Genomic DNA, 22003 nt, shown 5'->3' on the forward strand with positions numbered 1-22003 from the left:
GTCTCTGGAGAAGCCACCATGAAGTCCCGTGCCGCCGTCGCCTTTGGTCCCGGCCAGCCGCTGCAGATCGTCGAGATCGACGTCGCCCCGCCGAAGAAGGGCGAAGTGCTGGTGAAGATCACCCACACCGGTGTCTGCCACACCGATGCGTTCACCCTGTCCGGCGATGATCCGGAAGGCCTGTTCCCGGTGGTGCTGGGCCATGAAGGCGCGGGCATCGTGGTGGAAGTGGGCGAGGGCGTGACCAGCGTCAAGCCGGGCGACCACGTGATTCCGCTGTACACCGCCGAGTGCGGCGAATGCCTGTTCTGCAAGAGCGGCAAGACCAACCTGTGCGTGTCGGTGCGCGCCACCCAGGGCAAGGGCGTGATGCCCGATGGCACCAGCCGCTTCAGCTACAACGGCGAGCCGCTGTATCACTACATGGGCTGCTCGACCTTCAGCGAGTACACCGTTGTGGCCGAAGTCTCGCTGGCGAAGATCAATCCGGACGCCAACCCGGAACACGTCTGCCTGCTCGGCTGCGGCGTCACCACCGGCATCGGCGCGGTGCACAACACCGCCAAGGTGCAGGAGGGCGACAGCGTGGCGGTGTTCGGCCTTGGTGGCATCGGCCTGGCGGTGATCCAGGGTGCGCGCCAGGCCAAGGCCGGCCGCATCATCGCGGTGGACACCAATCCGTCCAAGTTCGAACTGGCGCGCGAATTCGGCGCCACCGACTGCGTCAACCCGAAGGACTTCGACACGCCGATCCAGCAGGTCATCGTCGAGATGACCACCTGGGGCGTGGACCACAGCTTCGAGTGCATCGGCAACGTCAACGTGATGCGCGCGGCGCTGGAATGCGCGCACCGTGGCTGGGGCCAGAGCGTGGTGATCGGCGTGGCCGGTGCCGGGCAGGAGATCTCCACCCGCCCGTTCCAGCTGGTGACCGGGCGCAAGTGGATGGGCACCGCCTTCGGTGGCGTGAAGGGCCGCAGCCAGCTGCCGGGCATGGTGGAAGACGCGATGAAGGGCGATATCGAACTGGCCCCGTTCGTCACCCATACCATGGACCTGGACAGGATCAACGACGCCTTCGACCTGATGCATGAAGGCAAGTCGATCCGTTCGGTGGTCCACTACTGAGCGGCGGCGTGGGCTGGTTCGACGCCCTTCGCAGGCCGCGTGCGGAAGACCCGCGCGCGGCCCTGGTCGACCCGATCGAGCAGGCGTTGCGTTCGCTGGGCTGGGTCGACGGCGAGGTGGGGCCACCGCGTGCGGTGACTTCGGCCTTCGGCAGCGACGATGGCATGCCGTTCGAGCAGTGGCTTGCGCAGGTATTCCTGCCGCGCCTGCACGAAGCCCGCGCTGACGGCCAATGGCCACCGCGCAGCGACGTGGCGGTGGCGGCGTACCGCAATCTGGGTGGCCAGCCTGGCGTCGAATCGCTTCTGCGCCTGCTGTCGCAGCTGGATGAGTTGATCAACACACGTGACGGCTGACGCCGGCACGCAGGAGAGCACCATGGAACGCATTGAACACCGCGCCTGTTTCGGCGGCTGGCAGGACGTCTACCGCCATCGTTCGACCACGCTGGGCTGCGACATGCAGTTCGCCGTGTACCTGCCGCCGCAGGCGGAAGTGCAGCCGCTGCCAGTGCTGTACTGGCTGAGCGGCCTGACCTGCACCGAGCAGAATTTCATCACCAAGGCCGGTGCGCAGCGCTATGCAGCCGAGCACGGCGTAATCATCGTCGCGCCGGATACCAGCCCGCGCGGCGATGATGTGGCCGATGCCGAAGGCTACGACCTCGGCAAGGGCGCAGGGTTCTACCTCAACGCCACCCGTGCACCGTGGGCGAAGCACTACCGCATGCACGACTATGTGGCGCAGGAGCTGCCGGCGCTGATCGAAGCGAATTTTCCGGTCACCGGCGCGCGTGCTGTCAGCGGCCATTCAATGGGCGGCCACGGTGCGCTGGTGATCGCGCTGCGCAACCCGGGGCGCTACCGCAGTGTGTCGGCGTTCTCGCCGATCGTCGCGCCCAGCCACGTACCGTGGGGGCAGAAGGCGTTCACGGCTTATCTGGGTGACAATCCGGCCGACTGGGCGCAGTGGGATACGTGCGCGCTGCTGGAGGCGGCCAGCGAGCGCCTGCCATTGCTGGTCGACCAGGGCGAGGCGGACGAGTTCCTGCAGACCCAGCTGCAGCCGCAGCGCCTGCAGGAGGCCTGCGCGGCCGCCGGTCATCCACTGACCCTGCGCCTGCAGCCCGGCTACGACCACAGCTATTACTTCATCGCCAGCTTCATCGGTGAGCACATCGCCCACCACGCCCGCGCCCTGCACGCCTGAGAGCGTTCCGGTAGTGCCGGCCGCTGGCCGGCAACCGCAGCCCTGCGATTCCCTGGGATTGCCGGCCAGCGGCCGGCACTACCATGGTGATGCATGCAGACTGTCGTTTTGCCGCAACGAATCACGCCGCTGCGGCGTGCTGGCCCACCACGCCCGCGCCCTGCACGCTTGAGGGCGTTCCGGTAGTGCCGGCCGCTGGCCGGCAACGGCGACGCACGCGGAGTGTCGTTTTGCCGCAGTGGATCACGCCGCTGTGGCGTGCCGGCGCGCTATCGTGCGCTCAGACGGCCTCGCGGATCGGGGGGATGCATGCCGGTAGTGCTGGCGCTGCTGTATGTGCTGTGCCATGGGCTGGTGCTGGCCCTGTGGCCCGGTCCCGCCGGGGCGGGCTCCTTCGTCTTTCTGACCGGCGCCCCGTTGCTGGCTGCGGTGGCCTGCCTGTGGCGGGCCCGCCGCGACCGCGCGGCGCTGGGGTGGCGGGCCATGGCATTGGCGCTGCTGCTGTGGGCCGGCGGCATGGCGTTCAACATGATCGACGCGCTGGGCGCCGGGCGGGCCGATTTCACTCCCCACGCCAGCCTGCTGTTGTACGTACTGTACGGCGTGCCACTGGTGTTCATCCTGGCGCGCGCACGCCGCGAGCGGTCGGGCATCAGCCTGATCGATGCGGCAATGGCCGCGCTGCTGGGCGTGCTGTTCTTCGTGCATACCGAATCGTTTGCCGCCCGCATCGATGTCGATGCCCATGCGATGTCGAACATGCAGCGTATGTTCGACATCCAGAACCTGTGCATCGCTGGCTTTGCGGTGGTGCGCTGGCTGGCCGGTGACGTCCCCGAGCGGCGCGGTTTCTTCCGGGTGCTGGCGCTGTACGCACTGGCTTATCTGCTGGTGGCTTACTACATCAACCATTACACCTCGGAAGATGCATTCGGAGCCTTCAATGATCTGTTGATCGACCTGCCGTTCCTGCTGGTGGCGGTGCTGGCGTTGGACCGGGCGCCCGTCACGGGCGCAGTGCCGCATCCGCGGCTGTCGCGCACGGTGCAGGCTGCCGGGCCGATGATCCTGCCCTTGCTGCTGCTGGTGGTGGGTACTCTGGTGGTCGACCATGCCCGACCGCTGGCAGTGGCGGGTTTCGTGGTGGCCACGCTGGGCTTCGGCCTGCGCAGCGTCCTGCTGCAGACCGATCTTCTGGAGCGCCAGGCAGCACTGGATCAACTGGCGCGGCAGGATGGCCTCACCGGCGTGGCCAATCGCCGCGAGTTCGACGCGCGGCTGACCTCCGAATGGAATCGCGCGCGGCGCAGCGGCACCGAGCTGGGCCTGCTGCTGGTTGATATCGACCACTTCAAGGCCTTCAACGACCAGCACGGCCATCCGGCCGGTGATCGTTGCCTGCAGGCGGTGGCCGGGGTGCTGAAGGCCATAGCCGGTCGCGGTGGTGACAGCGTTGCGCGTTATGGCGGTGAAGAATTCGCCGTCATCGTGCCTGGAAGCCCGTTGTCGGGGGTGCTGGCGCTGGCCGAACGGCTGCGCGAAGCGGTCGAAGCGCTGCCATTGCCGGAAGGCCCGGTCAGCATCAGCGTCGGCGTGGGTTACCTGCATCCGCCGGCGCTGGCCAGTGCCGATCAGTTGCTGGCAGACGCCGATGCCGGCCTGTATGCCGCCAAGCGTGCCGGCCGCAACCAGGTGATCCTGCATGCGCACGTGCTGGACGACGAGGGCAGCACGCACGGAACGATGGACTGCTGAGCAGACCCGCCCGTCACGCGCTGCTGCCCATTGCCGCAAAACCGCCTCATCCTGTTCGGCCACGCCAATCCGGCTCGCCGCTGGTCGTACAGGACCAGCCTGTTGGGGGTGCCGCCCATCCGCTGGGCAGCGGCCGGCAGGATATCGCTGGATGGTATCGGCGGTTCGGTAATTGCCAACCTTGGTTGGCAGTCGTTTGTGCAAGCGCCAACCAAGGTTGGCGTCTACCCGAGCATGGTCATCCGCACCGGGTCGATCACGACACGGGCACGTTAGCGCCGCGCCGTGCCCGGCGGGGTAGAGGGCCTCAACGCACGTCGCGCAGTTCCCAATGGCTGCCGGCCAGCAGGCGCAGGCGCTGCTTGAACACGTCACTGTCGATGCGGGTGGTGGCGACCAGGTTGATGCGCAGGTCCTTCTGCTCGCCGGTCACGGTGGCCTCCGGATCGGTCACGCCCCACTGCGGTTCCACCGCATCCGGGTCGGGCTGCTTGGCCTTCCAGCGCTCGAACAGCGTGCCGCTGCGCAGGGCGTCCTGCAGCTCTTCGGCGAAACCGGCCGCGCCCTGCGAATGGAAGGACAGGTCAGGGTCGTTGCCGCGGGCCTTGGACGGATCGGGCAGGCTGATGTGGTACTGCGCAGGCATGGTGTTCTCCTTGAAGTGCGGCAAGACTGGCACAATCGCGGTGGAATCGATGTGCAGATTCGCGCCGCGTGGGGGGCATCACTCGAACCGATGTGGCCCATCGGCGAAACCCACGGTGACCGCACCCTTGCCGACATTGACCATGCCGGTCAGGCTCATCACCGATTCGTACACGGTCACGCCATGGCCGGCGCAGACCTCCTTCATCTGTGCATAGCCGGGCAGGCTGCGCAGCTCGTCGAGCTCACCGCCGTAGCTGACGCACACCGTCGGCGTCATCAGCCCGGCACGTACGCGCTGGCCGACCACCGCGAACAGCTTCTGCACGGCACTGTCGAAGCCCTTGATCTTGGCTACCGGCCCGGTCTGGCCACGGTAGCCGTGCAGCACCGGCTTGATGTCCAGCGCGCTGCCCAGGGCGGCGCTGAGCAGGCCGACGCTGCGGTCGCCCTTGTGACGTGCACGCGCGCGCATGTAGTACAGGTCGCGGGTAATCATGTAGCCGTGCACGTTGCCGGCCAGTTCTTCCAGCCGTTCGCGGATCTGCTGCACGCTGGCACCAGTGTCACGCAGGCGAACCGCCTCCACTGCGGTCACGGCCTGCGCAGCGAACAGGTTCTGGGTGTCGAGCACGCGCAGCGCGAACGGCGAGTTGTAGCCCGCTGCCTGCCGCACTGGCTTGTAATCGTTGAGGATGGCGAAGCTGGCCTGCAGCGCGTTGTCGTGGATCGGGCTGCGGGTCTTGGTGATGGTCATGCAGAACACGTGGTCGTAATCGATCACCAGCTGCTGCAGGAACAGGTCGCGGATCTGGTTGACGCTGAAGGGGATGGTCTCCGCCTCGGCACCGTGCTCGGCCACATGCGCGTGCAGGAAACTCAGGGTGGCCTGCTCATCGCGATGATCGGCCAGCACGGCTTCGCCGATGCGGACGGTGATCGGCAGCAGCACGATGTTGTGCTCGGCGATGAAGTCCTGCGGCAGGTCGCAGGCCGAGTCGACGACGATTCCGATGCGCATCCGCGGCTCCCCCTCCAGGGCGGTTGTAGTTCGGAAACGTGAAATCTATCTCAAATTTTGGCGTGGCGCGCGAGGGAAACGCGTCACCCCTGTTCAGCGACTGCGCTGCACGGCCACCGGGAGTTCGGCCAGGCGCTGCCATTCGGGCTGCCGCAGCAGGTCGGGGTCGTCCAGCACTGCCGCCATCAACGGATGGGCGTCGTTGCCCCAGAACAGTTCGTCATCGATGGCCAGGGTCGGTACGCCGAACACGCCAGCGGCGATGGCGGCCTCGGTGTTGCGCCGCAGCTGTTCCTTGACTGCCGGGTCGGCGATGGCGCTGGCGACATCGTCGATACCGAGCCGGGCGGCCGGTTCGCGCAGGGCCTCGGCGCTATCGGCGGCATTGCCGTCGCGCCAGATCCAGTCGAACAGCACGTCCACCGCCTGCACGCTGGCACCGGCAGCCAGGCACAGGCGCAGCGCCGACAACGGGTTGAACGGGTGGCCCGGCGGGAACCGCAGCGGTGTGCCCTCGGCCTGGGCGGTCCACAGCAGCTGGCGGTACATGAAGCGGCGCTTGGCCGGAATCTCGGCCGGCCCGAGGTTGCCAAGGTGATGCAGCACGGCACCGAAAGCAATCGGCACCGTCTGGATCTGGGCAAACCGGGACAGCTGCTTCAACTTCTGCCAGTGCAGGTAGGAATAGGGCGAGACGAAGTCGAAGTACCAGCGCAGGGTGGCCATGCAGGTTTCCTTGGATAACTGGAGGTCAGGGCTGCGCGTTGCGCTGCAGGTAGCGGTCGCGCAGTTCGGTCTGGCGCGAGCGCATCGGCATCGCCCGGCCGCCCAGCCAGACCTGCTCGGCATAGTGCGCCACGTCCAGCGGGTCGCCCTCCCACAGCACCAGGTCGGCACGCTTGCCCGGCTCGATGCTGCCGATCTGGTCGGCCACGCCGAACGCCTGCGCCGGTACCCGGGTCAGGCCGGCCAGGCCGTCGGCCCAGGGCAGGCCATTGGCCACGGCATTGCCGGCCAGCTGGCGCATCTTGCGTGCGTTGTGCGAGGCGTCGCCACGCTGCACGAACGAGACCGCCACGCCGGAACGTTGCAGGCGTGCCGCATTTTCCAGCGTGGCACCGATCTGGTCGAAGCTGGCCGGCAGGTTGGACAACACATCGACGAACACCGGTACCTGTGCGGCGGCCAGCTCCGGCGCCAGCTGCCAGGCTTCGCTGCCACCGGCGATGGCGATCTTCACCTTTTCGCGGGCGGCCCAGCGCAGCAGCTGGCGGATGTCCGCCGCGCGGTCCACCTCCACCACGATGCGGCCTTGGCCGGCCAGGTAGCGGCCCAGCGTGCGGCGCCCGGCCGGGGTCAGCAGCGCATGTGGTGAGTCCGCGGCGACCTGGCCGCGCGCCTCGTCCACCATCTGCTGCAGCAGCATCCATTGCGCCGCGCGTGAATGGCCGGTCAGCTCCACTGCCGCCGACCCCAGGCGCAGGAACAGCGCGCGCGGCCCGAGGGGATCGGCGCTGCCGTCCAGCCGCATCACGCCACCCTGGCCTGCAACGAAGCCGCCACCGGTGGCAGCCCCCAGGGCGGTGAAGCCGATGCCGTCCAGGCGTGCCACCGGGATCAGTACCGAGGCCGGGTTGTAGGCCAGGGTGACATCGAACTCGGGGCGCAGCGGTTGTTCGTCGATCTTCAACGTACTGTCGACCGTGCTCGCTTCACCGGAGACTTCTTCGATGCCGATCTCGGTGATGCCCCCGAACAGCGCCGGTGTCAGCGGGCGACCATCGGCCTCGACCACGCGGGCCCCGGCCGGGGCGGACAGCCCGCTGCCGACTGCGCGGATGATGCCGCCCTGCACCAGCACATCGGCGTGCTGCAGGCTGCCGCGCGCGCTGGCGGTATGCACGGTGGCGTTGCGCACCAGCAGGTCCTGCGCCTGCGCGGATGCGGAGAGGCAGGCCAGCACCATGACCGTAGCGCCGAGCCATGCCCGGCGACGCTTGTTCAACGCGCCCATCAGTGCACCTCCTGGCCAAGCTGGAAGTCGGAACGGGGCGTGGCCGCAGGTGCGCCGCGGTCGTACAGGCGGCGCCCGTCGATGAAGACCTGCTCGGCCAGCGCGTACGAGCTGAAGGGGTTGCCGTTCCATACCACCACGTCGGCCATCTTGCCGGCCTCCAGGGTGCCGGTCTGGCCTTCAATCCCCAGCGCCCTGGCGGCGTTGGCGGTCATCCAGGTGATGGCGTGTTCGGGGGTGATCTCCGGCATGTGCGCGCGGCGCGCGGCGGCGATCACCTTGGCCGCTTCCTGGTTCAGGCGCTGGATGCCCTCGGGTGAATCGGAGTGGACGATGGCGCAGCTGTTCTTCGGCCGGTCGACCAGTGCGATGTTCTCCGGAATGCCGTCGAAGGCTTCCATCTTGAAGCCCCACCAGTCGGCCCACAGCGCGCCGCAGACGCCGTCGGCGGCCAGCCGGTCGGCCAGCTTGTAGGCCTCCACGCCGTGGTGGAAGGCGGCCACCTTGAAGCCGAATTCCTTGGCCAGGTCGAGCATGGTGGCCATCTCGTCGGCGCGGTAGCAGTGGATATGCACGCGGATGTCGCCCTCGATCGCACCGGCCAGCGTGTCCAGCTTGAGATCGCGCTTGCCGCCGGCATCACCGGCGCTGTCGCCCTTGTCGCTGCCGAACCAGCCCTTGCGCTTGGCCGGCTTCGGTTTGTTCTTGGCGATGTAGTCGGCGGCATCGATGAAGGCGGCGCGGTAACCGGCAACGTTGCCCATCCGCGTGGCCGGAGCGACGCCCTTGCCTCCGCCGTAGACCCGCTTCGGGTTCTCGCCGCAGGCCATCTTCAGCCCCCACGGTGCGCCGGGAAACTTCATCGCCTGGTAGGTGATGGCGGGGACGTTCTTCAGGGTCACGCCGCGGCCACCGACCAGGTTGGCCGAGCCCGGCAGCACCTGCATGCTGGTCACGCCGCCGGCCAGTGCGGTGGCGAAACCCGGGTCCTGCGGCCACACCGAGTGCTCGGCCCAGACGTTGGCGGTGACCGGTGCGGTCATCTCGTTGCCGTCGCTGTGCGCGCCGACGCCCGGGCTGGGGTACACGCCCAGGTGCGAGTGCACGTCGATCAGGCCCGGTGTGACCCACTTGCCCTGCGCATTGAGGCGGGTGACACCGGCATCGGCCTGCAGCTGGCGGCCGACGGCAACGATGCGGCCCTCGCGCAGCAGCACGTCGGCGTTGTCCAGGCGCTGGCCGGTGCCGGTCAGCACGGTGGCGTTCTGGATCAGCACCGGTGCATCGGGGTGTGCCTGGTAGGTGCTGGGGTAGGGATCGGCGACGAAGCGCGAGGCGCCTGTCGCCGGTGCCGTGCTCAATGAAAGCAGCGCCAGTGCCACCCCGGTGCGCAACAACGTCGATGCCATGCAGTTCCCCTCGCCAGAAACATGAATCCACCGACGCTAGCCGGGGCCGGTGTGGCTTGCCAAGTGACCTTGGACAGGGGCGTGGGGGGTAGGAATTTTCTGATGGAGGATTTGTGAAGGAAATATTAACGTTGGATGAAGCGATGGGCTGATTACGTCTTGCGCTGACCTGTGTCACCAGCTTACGCACCTGCTCCAACGAGGGAGCCGGGCCCGTACCTCTCATGGAATCAAGGACGCAACCGATGACTGCTGCAAAGCTCCGCCGTTTGACCGTTTCTCGCCGTTCCTTCCTCCCCTCGCCGCTGGCGTCGGCCATTGCCGGTTCGTTGCTGGTGGCCACCGCACTGCCGGTACTGGCCCAGGACAGTGACGACGCCCTGGCCCGTTACCAGCTGCAGCGCAGCCTGCAGTCGGCGTTCGCCGTGCAAAGCGGGGTGAACGCCTCCGTTCCCGCGATGATCGCTCCCTCGGTAGCGATGCCGACGGCAGCGCTGGCTCCCAGCGTCGGTGCTTCCGCGGAGCCGGTCATGGGCAAGCCCGGCGATGCTGCGAGCTGGCGTACCAGTGAATTCGAACTCGACTGGGGCCTGGCTGCGATCAATGCCGACGTGGCCTATGCGCGCGGGCTGACCGGTGCGGGCATCCGCCTGGGCGTATTCGACAGTGGCACGGGTCTGGACCATCCGGAATTCGCCGGCAAGGACAACCGCAGTATCCGCATCGCCGATCTGATGGCTGACGGCACGCGTTGCACCAACACCACCGCAGTGCGTGGGCCGGCGGCCTGCTTCGCCAGTGATGGCGATGACGTCCAGATCAGCTATGTCGGGTACAACGCCAACGTGCCCGACAACATCCGCAGGATCATCGAGTCGGGCCCCTATGTGCAGCCGGGGATGCAGTTCGAGATCCATGGCACGCACGTTGCCGGCACCATCGCGGCGAACCGGGACGGAAGCGGCATGCACGGTGTGTCCTTCGGTTCGGACCTGACCGTTGGCCGGCTGTTCTCCGACAGCATCCGCGAGTGGCAGCGCACGGCGACCGGCTACTCGGTCGTGACGCTGGGCGCGATCGGCCCGAAAGTCAGCGCCTTCCAGGACCTCTATGCCCAGATGAACGCGCAGGGCGTGCGTGCCATCAACCATAGCTGGGGCCTGGTCACGGAACCGACGACAGCGACGGACATGGACGCGATCTACAACGACCCGGACGACCGCCAGTACCTGAACACCTTTGCCGACGGATCGCGTGCGCGCGGGATGATCCAGGTGTGGGCGGCCGGCAATACCAGTTCGGTCATTCCGACGCCTGCGCAGAGCCCCATCGCCGGCCTCTACGCCACGCTGCCGCGCGCATTCGCCGACATCGAGCCGTACTGGTTGAGCGTGGTCAACGTCGGTACCAATCTGACCCTGAGCAATCGCTCCAACAGGTGCGGCCTGAGTGCCAACTGGTGCCTTGCCGCACCGGGTTCGGACATCGTATCGACCGCCTATGGTGATGATTCCAGCCTGGCCGGCAGCGTCGGCATCGACGCCAACGGCAATGTCAGCCTGGACATCCAGCAGCGCGTGCCTACCTATGGCTATGCACTGCTGAGTGGAACGTCCATGGCCGCGCCCCACGTCACCGGCGCGCTGGGCCTGCTGTTTGAACGCTTCCCCTATCTGGACAGCGCTCAGGTGCGCGATGTACTGCTGACCACGACCACGGATCTGGGCGCGCCCGGCATCGACGACATCTACGGTTGGGGCCTGTTGAACCTGGCCAAGGCCATCGAGGGTTACGGTTCGCTGCGCGTGGACACCAACGTGGTGATGAACCAGCGTGCCGGTGGCCTGAAAGTGTGGGAAGGCGATGCCTGGGACAACTGGACCAACGACATCGGCGGCCCCGGCAAGCTGACCAAGAGCGGCATCGGCTGGCTGCGCTTGAGCGGCGACAACAGCTTCAACGGTGCGCTGGTGCGCGAGGGCGTGCTGGAACTGGATGGCGTCAATACGCTCACCGGAGCGGTGGACGTGGCCGGCGGCAGCTTCCTGCTCAATGGCACGTTGAAGAACACTGCGCTGAACAGTCAGGGGGGATCCAGCCATATCAACGCACGCGGTGTGCTGGATGGCTCCGACCTGAACGTCGACGGTGGCGTGGTCATCTTCGACGGTGTGCAGCGCGGCGCCCATACCTCGGTCGCCGCGCAGGGGACGTTCGAATTGAACGGAAGGCTGGAAAACAGCGCGTTGACCAGCCTGGGCAACAGCCGTGTGAATGCTGGCGGGGTACTCGCAGGCTCCGACCTGACCGTCAACGGCGGCGTGCTGTCGTTCAACGGCACGCAGACCGGTGGTCACACCCTCGTTGGCCCGAACGGCACGCTGAAGGGCATCGGCCAGCTGGGCGATACCACCGTGGCCGGTATCGTTGCACCGGGCAACTCGATCGGCACGCTGACCATCAACGGCGACTATGTGCAGACCGCCACCGGTGTGTACCAGGCCGAGCTGGCCCCGGGCGGGCACAGTGACCAGTTGCGCGTCACCGGTACCGCCACCCTGGGCGGCACCCTGATCGCCCTGCCGGAGGCGGGCACCTATTACCTGGGTGAGCAGTTCAACTTCATCCGTGCCGACGGCGGAATCCGTGGCCAGTTCGCCACCACCGACTTCAGTGCGTTCTCGCCGTTCCTGAAATTCGGGCTGTCCTATGGCACCGGTGGCGCGCGCATTGAAGTTACCCGTGGCAATCCGCTCGCCAGTGCCGCCAGTACCGACAACCAGCGCGCGGTGGCCACTGTGGCCGACCGGCTGGCGGTCAACCAGGGCCTGCCACGCCCACTGACCCTGCTGTTCCCTCAACAGGTAGGCGCTGCACTGGACGGCCTCAGCGGCGAGCTGCATGCGGCCACCGCGATGGCCCTGGTCGAGGGCAGCCGTTACGTGCGTGATGCCGCACTGTCGCGCCGTGTCGGCCTGCGCGCGCCGGGAGCAGACGGCGACGCCGCCACGGGGGTCTGGGTACAGGCCATCGGTGGCAGCACCACGCTGGACGGCAATGCCAACGCCGCACGCACCGAAGCCAACAGCAGCGGCCTGCTGGTAGGCGTGGACCGCGAGATCAACGGCTGGCAGGTGGGCGTGCTGGCCGGTACCGGCCGTACCGATGCCAAGCAGCAGGAAGGACGCCGTGCGCGTGCCAAGGTCGACAATACGCACCTGGGGGCCTATGCCAGTCACGACTGGGGCGCCTTCGGCCTGCGTGGTGGCCTGGCCTGGAGCGAGCATGAGGTAAAGAGCACCCGCGAGCTGGCCTTCTCCGGTTACAGCGATACGCTGGCGGCACGCTATGACGGCCGCACCCGCCAGGCGTTCGTCGAGGCGAGCTATCGCTTCGGCGGCCGCGAGGCGGGGCTTGAGCCTTACCTGCAGCTCGCACGTGTGGAAGTGGACATGAAGCGCGTCAACGAACGCGGCGGTGCGGCTGCACTGCAGGGTGAGGTGGACGATCTGCGTACCACCGTGGCCACGGCTGGCCTGCGTTTTGACAAGGGCCTGAAGGCTTCGTTCCAGCAGGACAGCTGGCTGCACCTGCGCGGTGGCGTGGGGTACCGCCATGCCAGCGGGGATCACGACCCGGCGGCCCGCTTCGCCTTCGCCACCGGCAGCGACAGCTTCGTGGTCAGCGGTGCCCCGATGGCTGACAGGACGGTGGTGGCCGAACTGGGGCTGTCGGCATGGTTGACCGCACGCCAGCAGCTGGAACTGGGCTATAGCGGCCAGTATGGCGACGAAAGCCGTGACCACAGTGCCAACCTGCGCTGGTCGGTGCGCTTCTAAGCCAGCGGTGACCGCAGGGAAACCAGGAGGGCGGCCGCAGGGCCGCCCTTCTTCGTTGCTGGACCAGGTGTGGGTTGGCCTGTGCACGCCTACAATGGCGGCCCCCACGCCGTACCGGACCGCCCATGAAGAGCAAGCAGGAAATCGTCGACAACTGGCTGCCGCGCTACACCGGCGTGCCGCTGGACCAGTTCGGCCAGCACATCCTGCTGACCAACTTCGGCGGCTACCTGCACACCTTTTCCGAGCTGACCGGTGCGCCCATCATCGGCCTTGACCGGCCGATGGCCAGCGCCACCATCGATGGCATCACCATGATCAACTTCGGCATGGGCAGCCCCAATGCCGCCATCATCATGGACCTGCTGTCGGCGGTGATGCCCAAGGCGGTGCTGTTCCTGGGCAAGTGCGGTGGCCTCAAGCGCAAGAACCAGCTGGGTGACCTGGTGCTGCCGATCGCGGCGATCCGCGGCGAGGGTACGTCGGGCGACTACCTGCCGCCGGAAGTGCCAGCCTTGCCGGCGTTTGCGCTGCAGCGTGCAGTCTCGACCATGATCCGCGACCTCGGCCACGACTACTGGACCGGTACCGTCTACACCACCAACCGCCGGGTCTGGGAGCACGACGAGGCCTTCAAGGAGCGGCTGCGGGCGATGCGCTGCATGGCCATCGACATGGAAACCGCCACCGTGTTCGCGGCCGGTTTCGCCAACCACATTCCCAGTGGCGCGCTGCTGCTGGTCTCGGACCAGCCGATGATCCCCGACGGGGTCAAGACCGAGGCCTCCGATGCCAAGGTCAGCTCCCAGTTCGTGGAAAACCATATCCAGATTGGTATCGAGGCGCTTAAGCTTATCCGGCGCAACGGCAAGTCGGTCCGCCACCTGCGCTTCGACGAATGATGATGATGGCCTGGCGCGGCGCGCCGGCCCTGGGGAGTAGGTGATGGACGTTGCCGCGCAAGTGGTGGAATTCTGGAAAGAGGCGGGCCCTGCGAAGTGGTTCGCCCGCGATGATGCGTTCGACGCGCAGTTCCGCCAGTTGTTCCTGGATGAGCATTTCGCCGCCGCTTCGCGCGGGCGTGAACACTGGCTGGGCAGTGCCGAGGGCGCACTGGCGCTGATGCTGCTGCTGGACCAGTTCCCGCGCAACTGCTTCCGCGGTACTGCCCATTCCTATGCCACCGATGGCCTGGCCCGGCACTACGCCATGCGCGCCATCGAGGAAGGCCTGGACCTGCAGCTGGTGCCGAAGCTGCGCGCCTTCATCTACCTGCCGTTCGAGCACTCCGAGGACCCGTTGGACCAGGACCGTTCGGTGGCGATGTTCGACGTGCTGGGCGACAAGGAATACCTGCAGTACGCCGAGCTGCACCGCGACATCATCCGCCGCTTCGGCCGTTTCCCGCACCGCAACGCCGTGCTGGGGCGCATTCCCTCGCCGGAGGAACTGGACTACCTGGCCGAAGGCGGATTCGCCGGCTGAGAAAAGGGGACGGAGGGGATTAAGTCGTTTGTGGCATAAACGACTTAATCCCCTCCGTCCCCTTTCCTCGGGGGTCAGATCCGCTTTCCGCAGGAAAGGGCTCTGACCCCGCGCCGTCAATCAGTACTTCGGCACGCCGTTGTCGACGTCTTCCGACCAGGCGTTGATGCCGCCGGTGACGTTGAACACCTTGGTGAAGCCCAGGGCGCGGAACTGCTCGGCGGCCTGCGCGCTGCGGCCACCGTGGTGGCACATGAAGGCCAGTGCGGTGTCCTTCGGCAGGGCTTCCAGCGCGGCACGGCCGTTGCCGTCGAAGGTCTTGAACGGCACGCCGACGGCGGCGATTTCACGTTCGTCGGCCGGGCGCACGTCCACCAGGGTGATGTTGCCGGCACGCACCAGGTCGTCGGCATCGCGCACGCTGATTTCCTGCACCGGCTTGGGCGCATTCGGGTTGTCGATGGCCAGGCCCTTGCCGCGGATGTCGTCCACCCAGTCGATGGTGATGCCGTTGGCGCGGCGCGCGCTGGCCAGGTCGAACTGCACGCGCAGGCCATTGGACTCTGCGGCGATCGCGCCTTCATCGTGCGGGGCCAGCTGGAAGTTCGGCTGGAAGCGCGCGTCGATGGTCAGCTGCAGCGCAGCGCCCGGGGCATCGGTCAGCGCGCCCTTGAGCATTTCCACGGCGGCCGGGGTGACGGTGATGCTTGGCGGGGTGCGGTCCGGCGCGGCCAGGCCCAGGACGCTGCTCAGCTCGCCGCTGGCGGCCATCTGCAGCACGATGTCGCTGCCGCCGACCAGTTCGCCGTCGATGTACAGCTGCGGGATGGTCGGCCAGTCGCCATAGGCCTTGATGCCTTCACGGATTTCCTGGTCGGCCAGCACGTTGACGTGGGCGAACTCGACGCCCAGGTCCTGCAGGGCGCCCACGGCCTTGGCCGAGAAACCGCACTGCGGCATCGACGGCTGGCCCTTCATGAACAGCACGACGCGGTTGGCGTTGAGGATGGATTCGATGCGCGAACGCAGGGCGGGATCGAGGGACATGGACGTCGGGGTTCCGGGAATTCGAACCATCGATTCTACCCCTCATGGCATCATGGGGGATGAGCAACGCAGGAACATTGCATCGCATCCCGACCCGGCCCTGGCGCTGGCTGCCCTGGCTGGTGGCGTCGCAGCTGCTGGTGATCCTGGTCTGGGCCCTGGCGGGCTGGCACTGGGGGCTGCCGCTGATGGTGGCCAGCCACGCACTGTTCATGGTGCCGGTGTTCCTGCCCAACAGCCGCTTCTATGCGCCGGTGCTGAGCCGGATGCCTGATCCCGGCAACAGCGTCTGGTTGACCATTGATGACGGTCCTGGCCCGGAAACCCGTGCCGTGCTCGATCTGCTGGACCGCCACCAGGCCCATGCCACCTTTTTCCTGGTGGGCGAGCGCGCGCTGGCGCAGCCGGAACTGGTGCAGGAGATCCTGCGCCGCGGCCACGACCTGGGCAACCACAGCCACAGCCATCCGCAGGCGCGCTTCTGGCGGCTGGGCCCGGCGGCGATGCGTGCCGAGATCGAGGGCTGCCAGCACGCGCTGCAGGCGGTAGGCGGTCGCCCGGTGCGCTGGTACCGCTCGGTGGTGGGCATGACCAATCCGTTCGTGGCGCCGGTGCTGCAGCGGCTGGGCCTGGTCCGGGTCGGCTGGAGCGCGCGCGGCTTCGACGGTATCGGTTGCACGGCGCAGGGGGTGCTCGACCGCCTGCTGCCGGATCTGCGCCCGGGGGCCATCGTGCTGCTGCATGAGGGGGCCGCCCACGGCCACAATCTGGTGATCATCGAGGGCGTGCTGCAGGCACTGGACGAGCGCGGGCTGAAAGCGCGGCTGCCGGCCCCATAACGCCGGCCCTGGTGATGTAGAGCAGCCGAGCATGGGCTCGGCTCTACAAGGGGCGCGCTACTGTAGCGCCCGAGCCGATGCTCGGGCAGTGCGCAGCACCGGAGGGGCCCGCCATCACAGCGCGGGGCGTTCGGCCACCAGCAACCAGCTGTTGAACGGCGTGCGCCCATGCAGGGGACGCGGCGCCGTCACCTGCAATCCGGCCTCGGCCAGTGTCGCTTGCAGCACGTGCGGGTCGGGGTAGTGGCGCGGCCGCGTGCCCATCCAGCCGACCAGCCAAGCCAGCCGGTCCGCCACCCGCGTGGTGCGGTCGCGACCATCGCCGGTGGCCAGCGGCGTGCGCAGCAGCAGGCGGCCGCCGGCGGCCACCCGCGCGCTGGCCGCACGCAGCAATGCCAGTTGTGGGCCCGCGTCCAGGTACTGCAGCACATCCAGCAACAGAACGTGTCCAGGCTGAGCCGGCAGTGGCGCCTGCACGTCCAGGCAGTCGAAGCGCACAGCGTGCAGGCCGGTGGCGGCACGCTGGGCACGGATGATCTTGCCGGCATCCACGTCCACGCCGAGGTAGGGGTGGGTGCCGCCGCGCTGGCGCAGCACATGGGCGAACAGGCCCAGCCCGCAGCCCAGGTCCAGCAGTGGTTGCCCGTCGTCGGGCAGATGCTGCAGCACGCCGTCATACAGCGGGTCGCTGCCGAGCTTGCCGCGGGCGTAATAGTAGTCGCGACGGCTGCCCCAAGCCCGTGCCGGGCGGAACGCTTCGGCGATCGCGCGGGCCTGCGGTGTGGTCAGCGGTGTGCAGGGCAGGGGCGGGCCGTTCCGTGGCGTACCATCCATCGTGTCAGTCCGTTCCACCGAGCAGGTGTGCGGCGACCGGCAGCGCGCGCGCGCTCCACAGTGCGTACATCCGCGCCGACGGGTGCAGGCCGTCTTCGGCGATCATTGCCGGGTTGCCGCCCTGGTCACGGCTGATGTCGGTGATGTCGACGAAGGCCACGCCCTGCTGGGCGCTGATCACCTCGGCAGCTGCGTTGAACTCGTCGGTCTCGATCTCGATGGTGGCCAGGTCGCGGCCGCTGCCGGCACCGAACGGCGTCGCGCCCCAGTCGGGGAAGGACAGCACCAGCACACGCCCGGGGCGGTCACCGGCAAAGCCGATCGCCCGCTGCAGCAGGGCCTGGAACTGTACGCGGTACTCGTCCAGCGGCCGGCCGCGGTACTGGTTGTTGACGCCGATCAGCAGGCTGACGAAATCGAACGGGCCCTGGGGTGCGGCTGCATCAATGCCGGCGTCCAGCTCGTCGGTGGTCCAGCCGGTGGTGGCGATGGTCTGTGGGTCGGCCAGCGCCACATCCTGCGCACGCAGGGCGGCGGCCAGCTGGTGCGGCCAGCGACCGTCGACGGCAACGGCTTCTCCGACGGTGTACGAGTCGCCCAGCGCCAGGTAGGACAGCGCCACCGCTCAGGCCACCGAACGGCGCGGCTTCAGCGGCACGACCTTGGTCGCGTCCTCGGCACGCCGGGCCAGCACGCGGTCGATGCGGGCGAACACATCGCGCATCGCCGAGGCTTCCGGCAACAGGGTCACGCGGAAATGATGGCGGTAGGGCACGTTGAAGCTGGAACCCGGTACCACCAGCACGCCTTCGTTGTTCATCAGGTCCAGCGCGAAGTCGTGGTCGTCAAAGCCCTTGGCAGCGGCACCGACCACGGCCGGGAACGCATACAGCGCACCGGCCGGCGCGACCAGCGACAGGTGCTCGCTGGCTTCGCAGGCGTCGATCACCGCGCGGCGGGTTTCATACAGGCGGCCGCCCGGGGTGCACAGTTCGGAGATGGTGTCCGGGCCGTTCACTGCGGCCTCGATGGCGTACTGGCCCGGCACGTTGGCGCACAGGCGCAGCGCGCCCAGCAGGTCCAGCGCGGCGCGGAAGTCGCCCAGGCGCGCGTCGTCGCCGCTGAGGTGGGCCCAGCCCACGCGCCAGCCGCAGGCACGGTGCACCTTGCTCAGGCCGCTGAAGGTCAGGCACGGATGGTCGCCGGCCAGCGGCGCGACCGGCTGGAACACCGCATCGTCGTACAGGATCTGGTCGTAGATCTCGTCGACCAGCAACAGCAGGTTGTGGCGTCGTGCGATCTCGACCACGCGCTCCAGCAGTTCGCGCGGGTAGCTGGCGCCGCTGGGATTGTTCGGGTTGATCAGCACGATGGCGCGGGTGCGTGACGACACCAGTGTCTCGATCTCGCTCGGGTCCGGCTGGAAGCCGTTTTCGGCGGCGCAGCGGTAGTACACCGGTCGGCCATCGTTGAGGATGGTGGAGGCCGACCACAGCGGGTAGTCCGGCGACGGCACCAGCACCTCATCGCCGGGATTGAGCAGTGCGCGCAGCGACAGGTCGATCAGCTCGCTGACACCGTTGCCGACGAACACGCGGTCCGGGTGTGCATCCGGTGCGCCGCGGCGGGCGTAGTAACCGGCGATGGCCTCGCGTGCCACCGGCAGGCCCTGCTGGTGGGTGTACGGGTCGGTGCGGCCCATGTCGTCGGCGATCGCGCGCTGCAGGTGCTCGGGTGCGCGGAAACCGAAGTTGCCCGGGTTGCCGATGTTGAGCTTGATCAGCTTGCGGCCCTGCGCCTCCAGCTCCCGCGCTCGCCGGGCCAGTTCTCCGCGGATCTCGTAGCGCACTTCGGAAAGGCGCTCGCGGATGGCCAGGGGCTTGGGCGAGATGGTGGACATGAGGCTGGGCCGTCAAGAGGCATGGGGATTCCATCCTACCGGAATTGCTGCAATGCATGGCAACGGCTCCGGGCTTGCCATTGCTGGGCTGGCCGGGGGCCGTCACAGGTAGAATGGCGGCGATGACCCAGACCCCCGATTTCATCGCCCTGCAGACCATCGGCTGGCCCTGGCCGGGCCCGGCGCAGCAGGCCGACTGGCAGGCCGTGATGGCCGCGCACCCGCAGGCCCGCCCGGCGCGGGTGATCGAACAGCACCGCACCCACTACGTGGTGGCTGATGGCCCGGATGCGGCGATCAAGGCCGAGTCACTGCCGGAATGGCAGCGCCCGCGCTTCCCCAGCCACGAGCGGCCTGCAGTGGGCGACTGGGTGCTGCTGGACGGCATCCGCATTGTCGCGCTGCTGCCACGCCGCACCGCGATCAAGCGTGGCGCCGCCGGCGAGCACTACCACCAGCAGGTGATCGCGGCCAACATCGACACGGTGTTCATCGTCTGTGGCCTGGATGCCGACTTCAATCCGCGCCGCATCGAGCGCTACCTGCTGCTGGTCGGCGGTGGTGGTGCAGAACCGGTGGTGGTGCTGACCAAGGCCGACCAGACCGAGTACAGCGAGGATGCGCTGGCGGTGCTGGAAGAGCTGGAGATGCAGGGCATCGCGCTGCATGCAATCAACGGCCTGGATGCCGACAGCGTGGCGGTGCTGCAACCGTGGCTGGGCCCGGGCCGCACGGTGGTGCTGGTGGGCTCCTCCGGTGCCGGCAAATCCACGCTGACCAACACCCTGCTCGGCGAGCAGCGGATGAAGACCAACGCGGTGCGCGCGAACGATTCGCGCGGCCGCCACACCACCACCCATCGCGCGCTGATGCCGCTGCCGATGGGCGCCTGCCTGATCGACACCCCCGGCATGCGCGAGCTGAAGCCGACCGGCGAAGAAACGCTGTCCGAAGGTGGCTTCGCCGACATCGAAGCGCTGGCCACGCAGTGCCGTTTCAACGACTGCAAGCATCAGCAGGAACCGGGCTGCGCTGTTCGTGCAGCGATCGACGCTGGCGAGATCGAAGAGAGCCGGCTGCTGAACTACTTCAAGCTGAAGGAAGAAGTGGCTGCCGCTGCCGCCAAACTGGCGGTACGCCAGGCCGAGACCGCGCAGGAACGTGGCGGCAAGAAGGGCAAAGGCCAGCAATTCCGCCCGGCCGCCAAGCCGCGTCGGCGCTGACAGTGCAGCCGAGCGTGGGCTCGGCTCTACAACGGTTGTATCCCGGCACACCTTGTAGCGCCCGAGCCAATGCTCGGGCGGCGGCGCACTGCGCCGGATACGGCAGGGCGCTATAGTCCGCGCATGGAACCGACCGCGACGCTGGACCGTGAGGTGGCCCACCATGCAGCGCTCGATGCGCGCCTGGTCGAGGCCGTGGGAGGCATCCGCCTGCTGGGGCTGACCAGTTGGCCGGCCACGCTGCAGGCACCGTTCCTGGACAGCGTGGCACGTGGCCAGCCGGTGCTGCCGAAGGTGGATTACCCTCGGCTCGACTTCAGCGAAGAGCGCCGCGCCCTGGCCGCGATCGCTGCCGACTGCGATGACAGCCATCCGCTGGGCCACTACGTGCGGCAGTCGGCACAGAGCTGGGACCTGGCCGCGCAGCTGCTTGAGGGGCTGGGCACCGCCGCCGTCGATACCTGTTCGGTGCAGCTGTTCGGCGCGCCCGAGCAGCCACTGCCGGGCAATGGCCCGAGCACGCGCGACGCGGCGCGCCACTTCATCCAGATTGCCGCCGAACTGGACCACGAACTGCTGGCACCGGAAGAGCAGGTGCCGGTCTCGGCCATTGCCCTGCAACTGCAGTTGCAGAACGACCTGGATGCTTTCTTCGAATCGCGCATCATCCAGGTACAGCTGGACCCGGAGCTGGTGTCCAAGGCGGCTGCCGGCCCGACCCGCATCCGTCTGCGTACCAGTGCGCGCTTCAGCGCCTATGACCGCGCGCAGCTGTTCCACCATGAAGCGCTGGTGCACTCGCTGACCGCATTGAACGGCCGCGAACAACCGGTGTTGCCCAGCCTGGCGTTGTCCTCGCCACGGGTGACGGCAACCCAGGAAGGGCTGGCGACGTTTGCCGAGCAGATCACCGGCAGCATCGACATCGAGCGCCTCAAGCGCATCAGCCTGCGTACCGAAGCGATCGCGATGGCACGCGAAGGCGCCGACTTCATCGAAGTGTTCCGCTATTTCTGCGATGCCGGGCAGAACCCGGAAGAGAGCTTCGCCTCGGCGCAGCGCGTGTTCCGCGGCGTGCCACCGAGCGGCGGCCTGGCCTTCACCAAGGACACGGTGTACCTGCGCGGCCTGGTGTCGGTGCACACCTTCTTCCGGCACATGCTGGCCGAGGACCGCCTGCAGGTCTGCCGCTGGTTGTTTGCCGGCAAGATGAGCCTGGCCGATGCGATCGCGTTCGCACCGCTGTTCGAGGCGGGAATACTGAAGCCGCCGCGCTGGCTGCCGCACTGGGTGAGCCGGGCGAACGGCCTGGCCGGGATGCTGGCGTTCTCGCTGTTTGCCAACCGGATACGGATGGACCAGCTGGCGCCGGAATGAAATGCGTTGGCGGATCCTCCAGCGCCTGCCTGCTATCAGTGGGGAGGAGGCGGGGCACCCTGGCCAGGACACGCAAAAGCCCATCCATGGTGCTCGATGGCGCCATCCATGGCGCCAACGGTCCTGGCCAGGGTGCCCCGCCTCCTCCAGACAGATTCCTGCGGGCGCGGTAGCAGGTCCACCAGAGGGATTGCGCTTGAAAATCAAAGAGCCGGGCATTGCCCGGCTCTTTGATTTTGCTCTTGCTTTCCATTGCCTCCGCGCCGGCGCGGGGAAGT

At 67.7% G+C, this 22003-nt stretch carries 19 protein-coding genes; 10 read left to right on the top strand and 9 right to left on the bottom strand.

Annotated elements, in window-relative coordinates; translation table 11 throughout:
• Nucleotides 1-18: 18 nt before the first annotated feature.
• The 4 genes from KXV01_RS06785 to KXV01_RS06800 all read left to right on the top strand — a co-directional run bounded on the left by KXV01_RS06785 (nucleotide 19) and on the right by KXV01_RS06800 (nucleotide 4092).
• Complete coding sequence (locus KXV01_RS06785) at nucleotides 19-1128, top strand: S-(hydroxymethyl)glutathione dehydrogenase/class III alcohol dehydrogenase (protein ID WP_049415260.1); 1110 nt, start codon at nucleotides 19-21, stop codon at nucleotides 1126-1128.
• An 8-nt stretch (nucleotides 1129-1136) separates the two neighbouring features.
• A complete protein-coding gene (locus tag KXV01_RS06790) occupies nucleotides 1137-1484 on the top strand; it encodes a YqcC family protein (RefSeq protein ID WP_164284402.1) in 348 nt (115 codons plus the stop codon).
• 22 nt (nucleotides 1485-1506) lie between these two features.
• Nucleotides 1507-2337: an S-formylglutathione hydrolase gene (gene fghA, locus KXV01_RS06795; protein ID WP_099485818.1), complete on the top strand. Its 831-nt coding sequence runs from the start codon at nucleotides 1507-1509 to the stop codon at nucleotides 2335-2337.
• A 309-nt stretch (nucleotides 2338-2646) separates the two neighbouring features.
• A complete protein-coding gene (locus tag KXV01_RS06800; RefSeq protein WP_049415267.1) occupies nucleotides 2647-4092 on the top strand; it encodes a GGDEF domain-containing protein in 1446 nt (481 codons plus the stop codon).
• A 307-nt stretch (nucleotides 4093-4399) separates the two neighbouring features.
• On the opposite strand, the gene KXV01_RS06805 is transcribed toward KXV01_RS06800, so the two are convergent.
• The 5 genes from KXV01_RS06805 to KXV01_RS06825 all read right to left on the bottom strand — a co-directional run bounded on the left by KXV01_RS06805 (nucleotide 4400) and on the right by KXV01_RS06825 (nucleotide 9181).
• On the bottom strand, nucleotides 4400-4738 hold the full coding sequence (locus tag KXV01_RS06805; RefSeq protein WP_005410998.1) for a hypothetical protein: 339 nt from the start codon (nucleotides 4736-4738) through the stop codon (nucleotides 4400-4402).
• A gap of 78 nt (nucleotides 4739-4816) precedes the next feature.
• On the bottom strand, nucleotides 4817-5758 hold the full coding sequence (locus KXV01_RS06810; protein WP_099495296.1) for a DegV family protein: 942 nt from the start codon (nucleotides 5756-5758) through the stop codon (nucleotides 4817-4819).
• Between the two features lie 93 nt (nucleotides 5759-5851).
• Nucleotides 5852-6484 carry a 2-hydroxychromene-2-carboxylate isomerase gene (locus KXV01_RS06815; protein ID WP_111097256.1) on the bottom strand — a complete coding sequence of 211 codons (633 nt, stop codon included), beginning with the start codon at nucleotides 6482-6484 and terminating at the stop codon, nucleotides 5852-5854.
• A gap of 25 nt (nucleotides 6485-6509) precedes the next feature.
• Nucleotides 6510-7772 (bottom strand): amidohydrolase family protein, encoded by a 1263-nt coding sequence (locus KXV01_RS06820; RefSeq protein ID WP_049415274.1) that lies wholly within the window; start codon nucleotides 7770-7772, stop codon nucleotides 6510-6512.
• Nucleotides 7772-9181, bottom strand: coding sequence for an amidohydrolase (locus KXV01_RS06825; RefSeq protein WP_134709856.1), 1410 nt, complete (start codon nucleotides 9179-9181; stop codon nucleotides 7772-7774). The genes KXV01_RS06820 and KXV01_RS06825 overlap by 1 nt, the downstream gene beginning before the upstream one ends.
• Before the next feature lie 245 nt (nucleotides 9182-9426).
• On the opposite strand from KXV01_RS06825, the gene KXV01_RS06830 reads away from it, so the two are divergent.
• From KXV01_RS06830 to KXV01_RS06840, 3 genes are all read left to right on the top strand, one after another.
• Nucleotides 9427-13020, top strand: coding sequence for an autotransporter domain-containing protein (locus KXV01_RS06830; RefSeq protein ID WP_262223617.1), 3594 nt, complete (start codon nucleotides 9427-9429; stop codon nucleotides 13018-13020).
• Between the two features lie 125 nt (nucleotides 13021-13145).
• Nucleotides 13146-13922 carry an AMP nucleosidase gene (locus KXV01_RS06835; protein WP_049415280.1) on the top strand — a complete coding sequence of 259 codons (777 nt, stop codon included), beginning with the start codon at nucleotides 13146-13148 and terminating at the stop codon, nucleotides 13920-13922.
• A 43-nt stretch (nucleotides 13923-13965) separates the two neighbouring features.
• Nucleotides 13966-14505: a DUF924 family protein gene (locus tag KXV01_RS06840; protein WP_049415281.1), complete on the top strand. Its 540-nt coding sequence runs from the start codon at nucleotides 13966-13968 to the stop codon at nucleotides 14503-14505.
• Nucleotides 14506-14625: 120 nt separating this feature from the next.
• On the opposite strand, the gene grxD is transcribed toward KXV01_RS06840, so the two are convergent.
• On the bottom strand, nucleotides 14626-15552 hold the full coding sequence (gene grxD / locus KXV01_RS06845) for a Grx4 family monothiol glutaredoxin (protein WP_164284406.1): 927 nt from the start codon (nucleotides 15550-15552) through the stop codon (nucleotides 14626-14628).
• A 59-nt stretch (nucleotides 15553-15611) separates the two neighbouring features.
• Between grxD and KXV01_RS06850 the strand changes: the two genes are divergently transcribed.
• Nucleotides 15612-16391 carry a polysaccharide deacetylase family protein gene (locus KXV01_RS06850; RefSeq protein ID WP_049415284.1) on the top strand — a complete coding sequence of 260 codons (780 nt, stop codon included), beginning with the start codon at nucleotides 15612-15614 and terminating at the stop codon, nucleotides 16389-16391.
• Nucleotides 16392-16505: 114 nt separating this feature from the next.
• Here KXV01_RS06850 and KXV01_RS06855 read toward each other — a convergent pair whose 3' ends face one another.
• The 3 genes from KXV01_RS06855 to KXV01_RS06865 are packed head-to-tail and all read right to left on the bottom strand — an operon-like array spanning nucleotide 16506 to nucleotide 19125.
• Nucleotides 16506-17225: a class I SAM-dependent methyltransferase gene (locus KXV01_RS06855; protein WP_111097260.1), complete on the bottom strand. Its 720-nt coding sequence runs from the start codon at nucleotides 17223-17225 to the stop codon at nucleotides 16506-16508.
• Between the two features lie 4 nt (nucleotides 17226-17229).
• A complete protein-coding gene (locus KXV01_RS06860) occupies nucleotides 17230-17847 on the bottom strand; it encodes an SGNH/GDSL hydrolase family protein (RefSeq protein WP_164284408.1) in 618 nt (205 codons plus the stop codon).
• A 3-nt stretch (nucleotides 17848-17850) separates the two neighbouring features.
• A complete protein-coding gene (locus KXV01_RS06865; protein ID WP_049415290.1) occupies nucleotides 17851-19125 on the bottom strand; it encodes a pyridoxal phosphate-dependent aminotransferase in 1275 nt (424 codons plus the stop codon).
• A gap of 113 nt (nucleotides 19126-19238) precedes the next feature.
• Between KXV01_RS06865 and rsgA the strand changes: the two genes are divergently transcribed.
• On the top strand, nucleotides 19239-20348 hold the full coding sequence (rsgA, locus tag KXV01_RS06870) for a ribosome small subunit-dependent GTPase A (RefSeq protein WP_049438372.1): 1110 nt from the start codon (nucleotides 19239-19241) through the stop codon (nucleotides 20346-20348).
• A 123-nt stretch (nucleotides 20349-20471) separates the two neighbouring features.
• A complete protein-coding gene (locus tag KXV01_RS06875) occupies nucleotides 20472-21725 on the top strand; it encodes a flavohemoglobin expression-modulating QEGLA motif protein (protein ID WP_049438371.1) in 1254 nt (417 codons plus the stop codon).
• Nucleotides 21726-22003: the final 278 nt, after the last annotated feature.

The sequence above is a fragment of the Stenotrophomonas sp. Ps181 genome, assembly GCF_025697425.1.
GTDB classification, from domain to species: domain Bacteria; phylum Pseudomonadota; class Gammaproteobacteria; order Xanthomonadales; family Xanthomonadaceae; genus Stenotrophomonas; species Stenotrophomonas sepilia.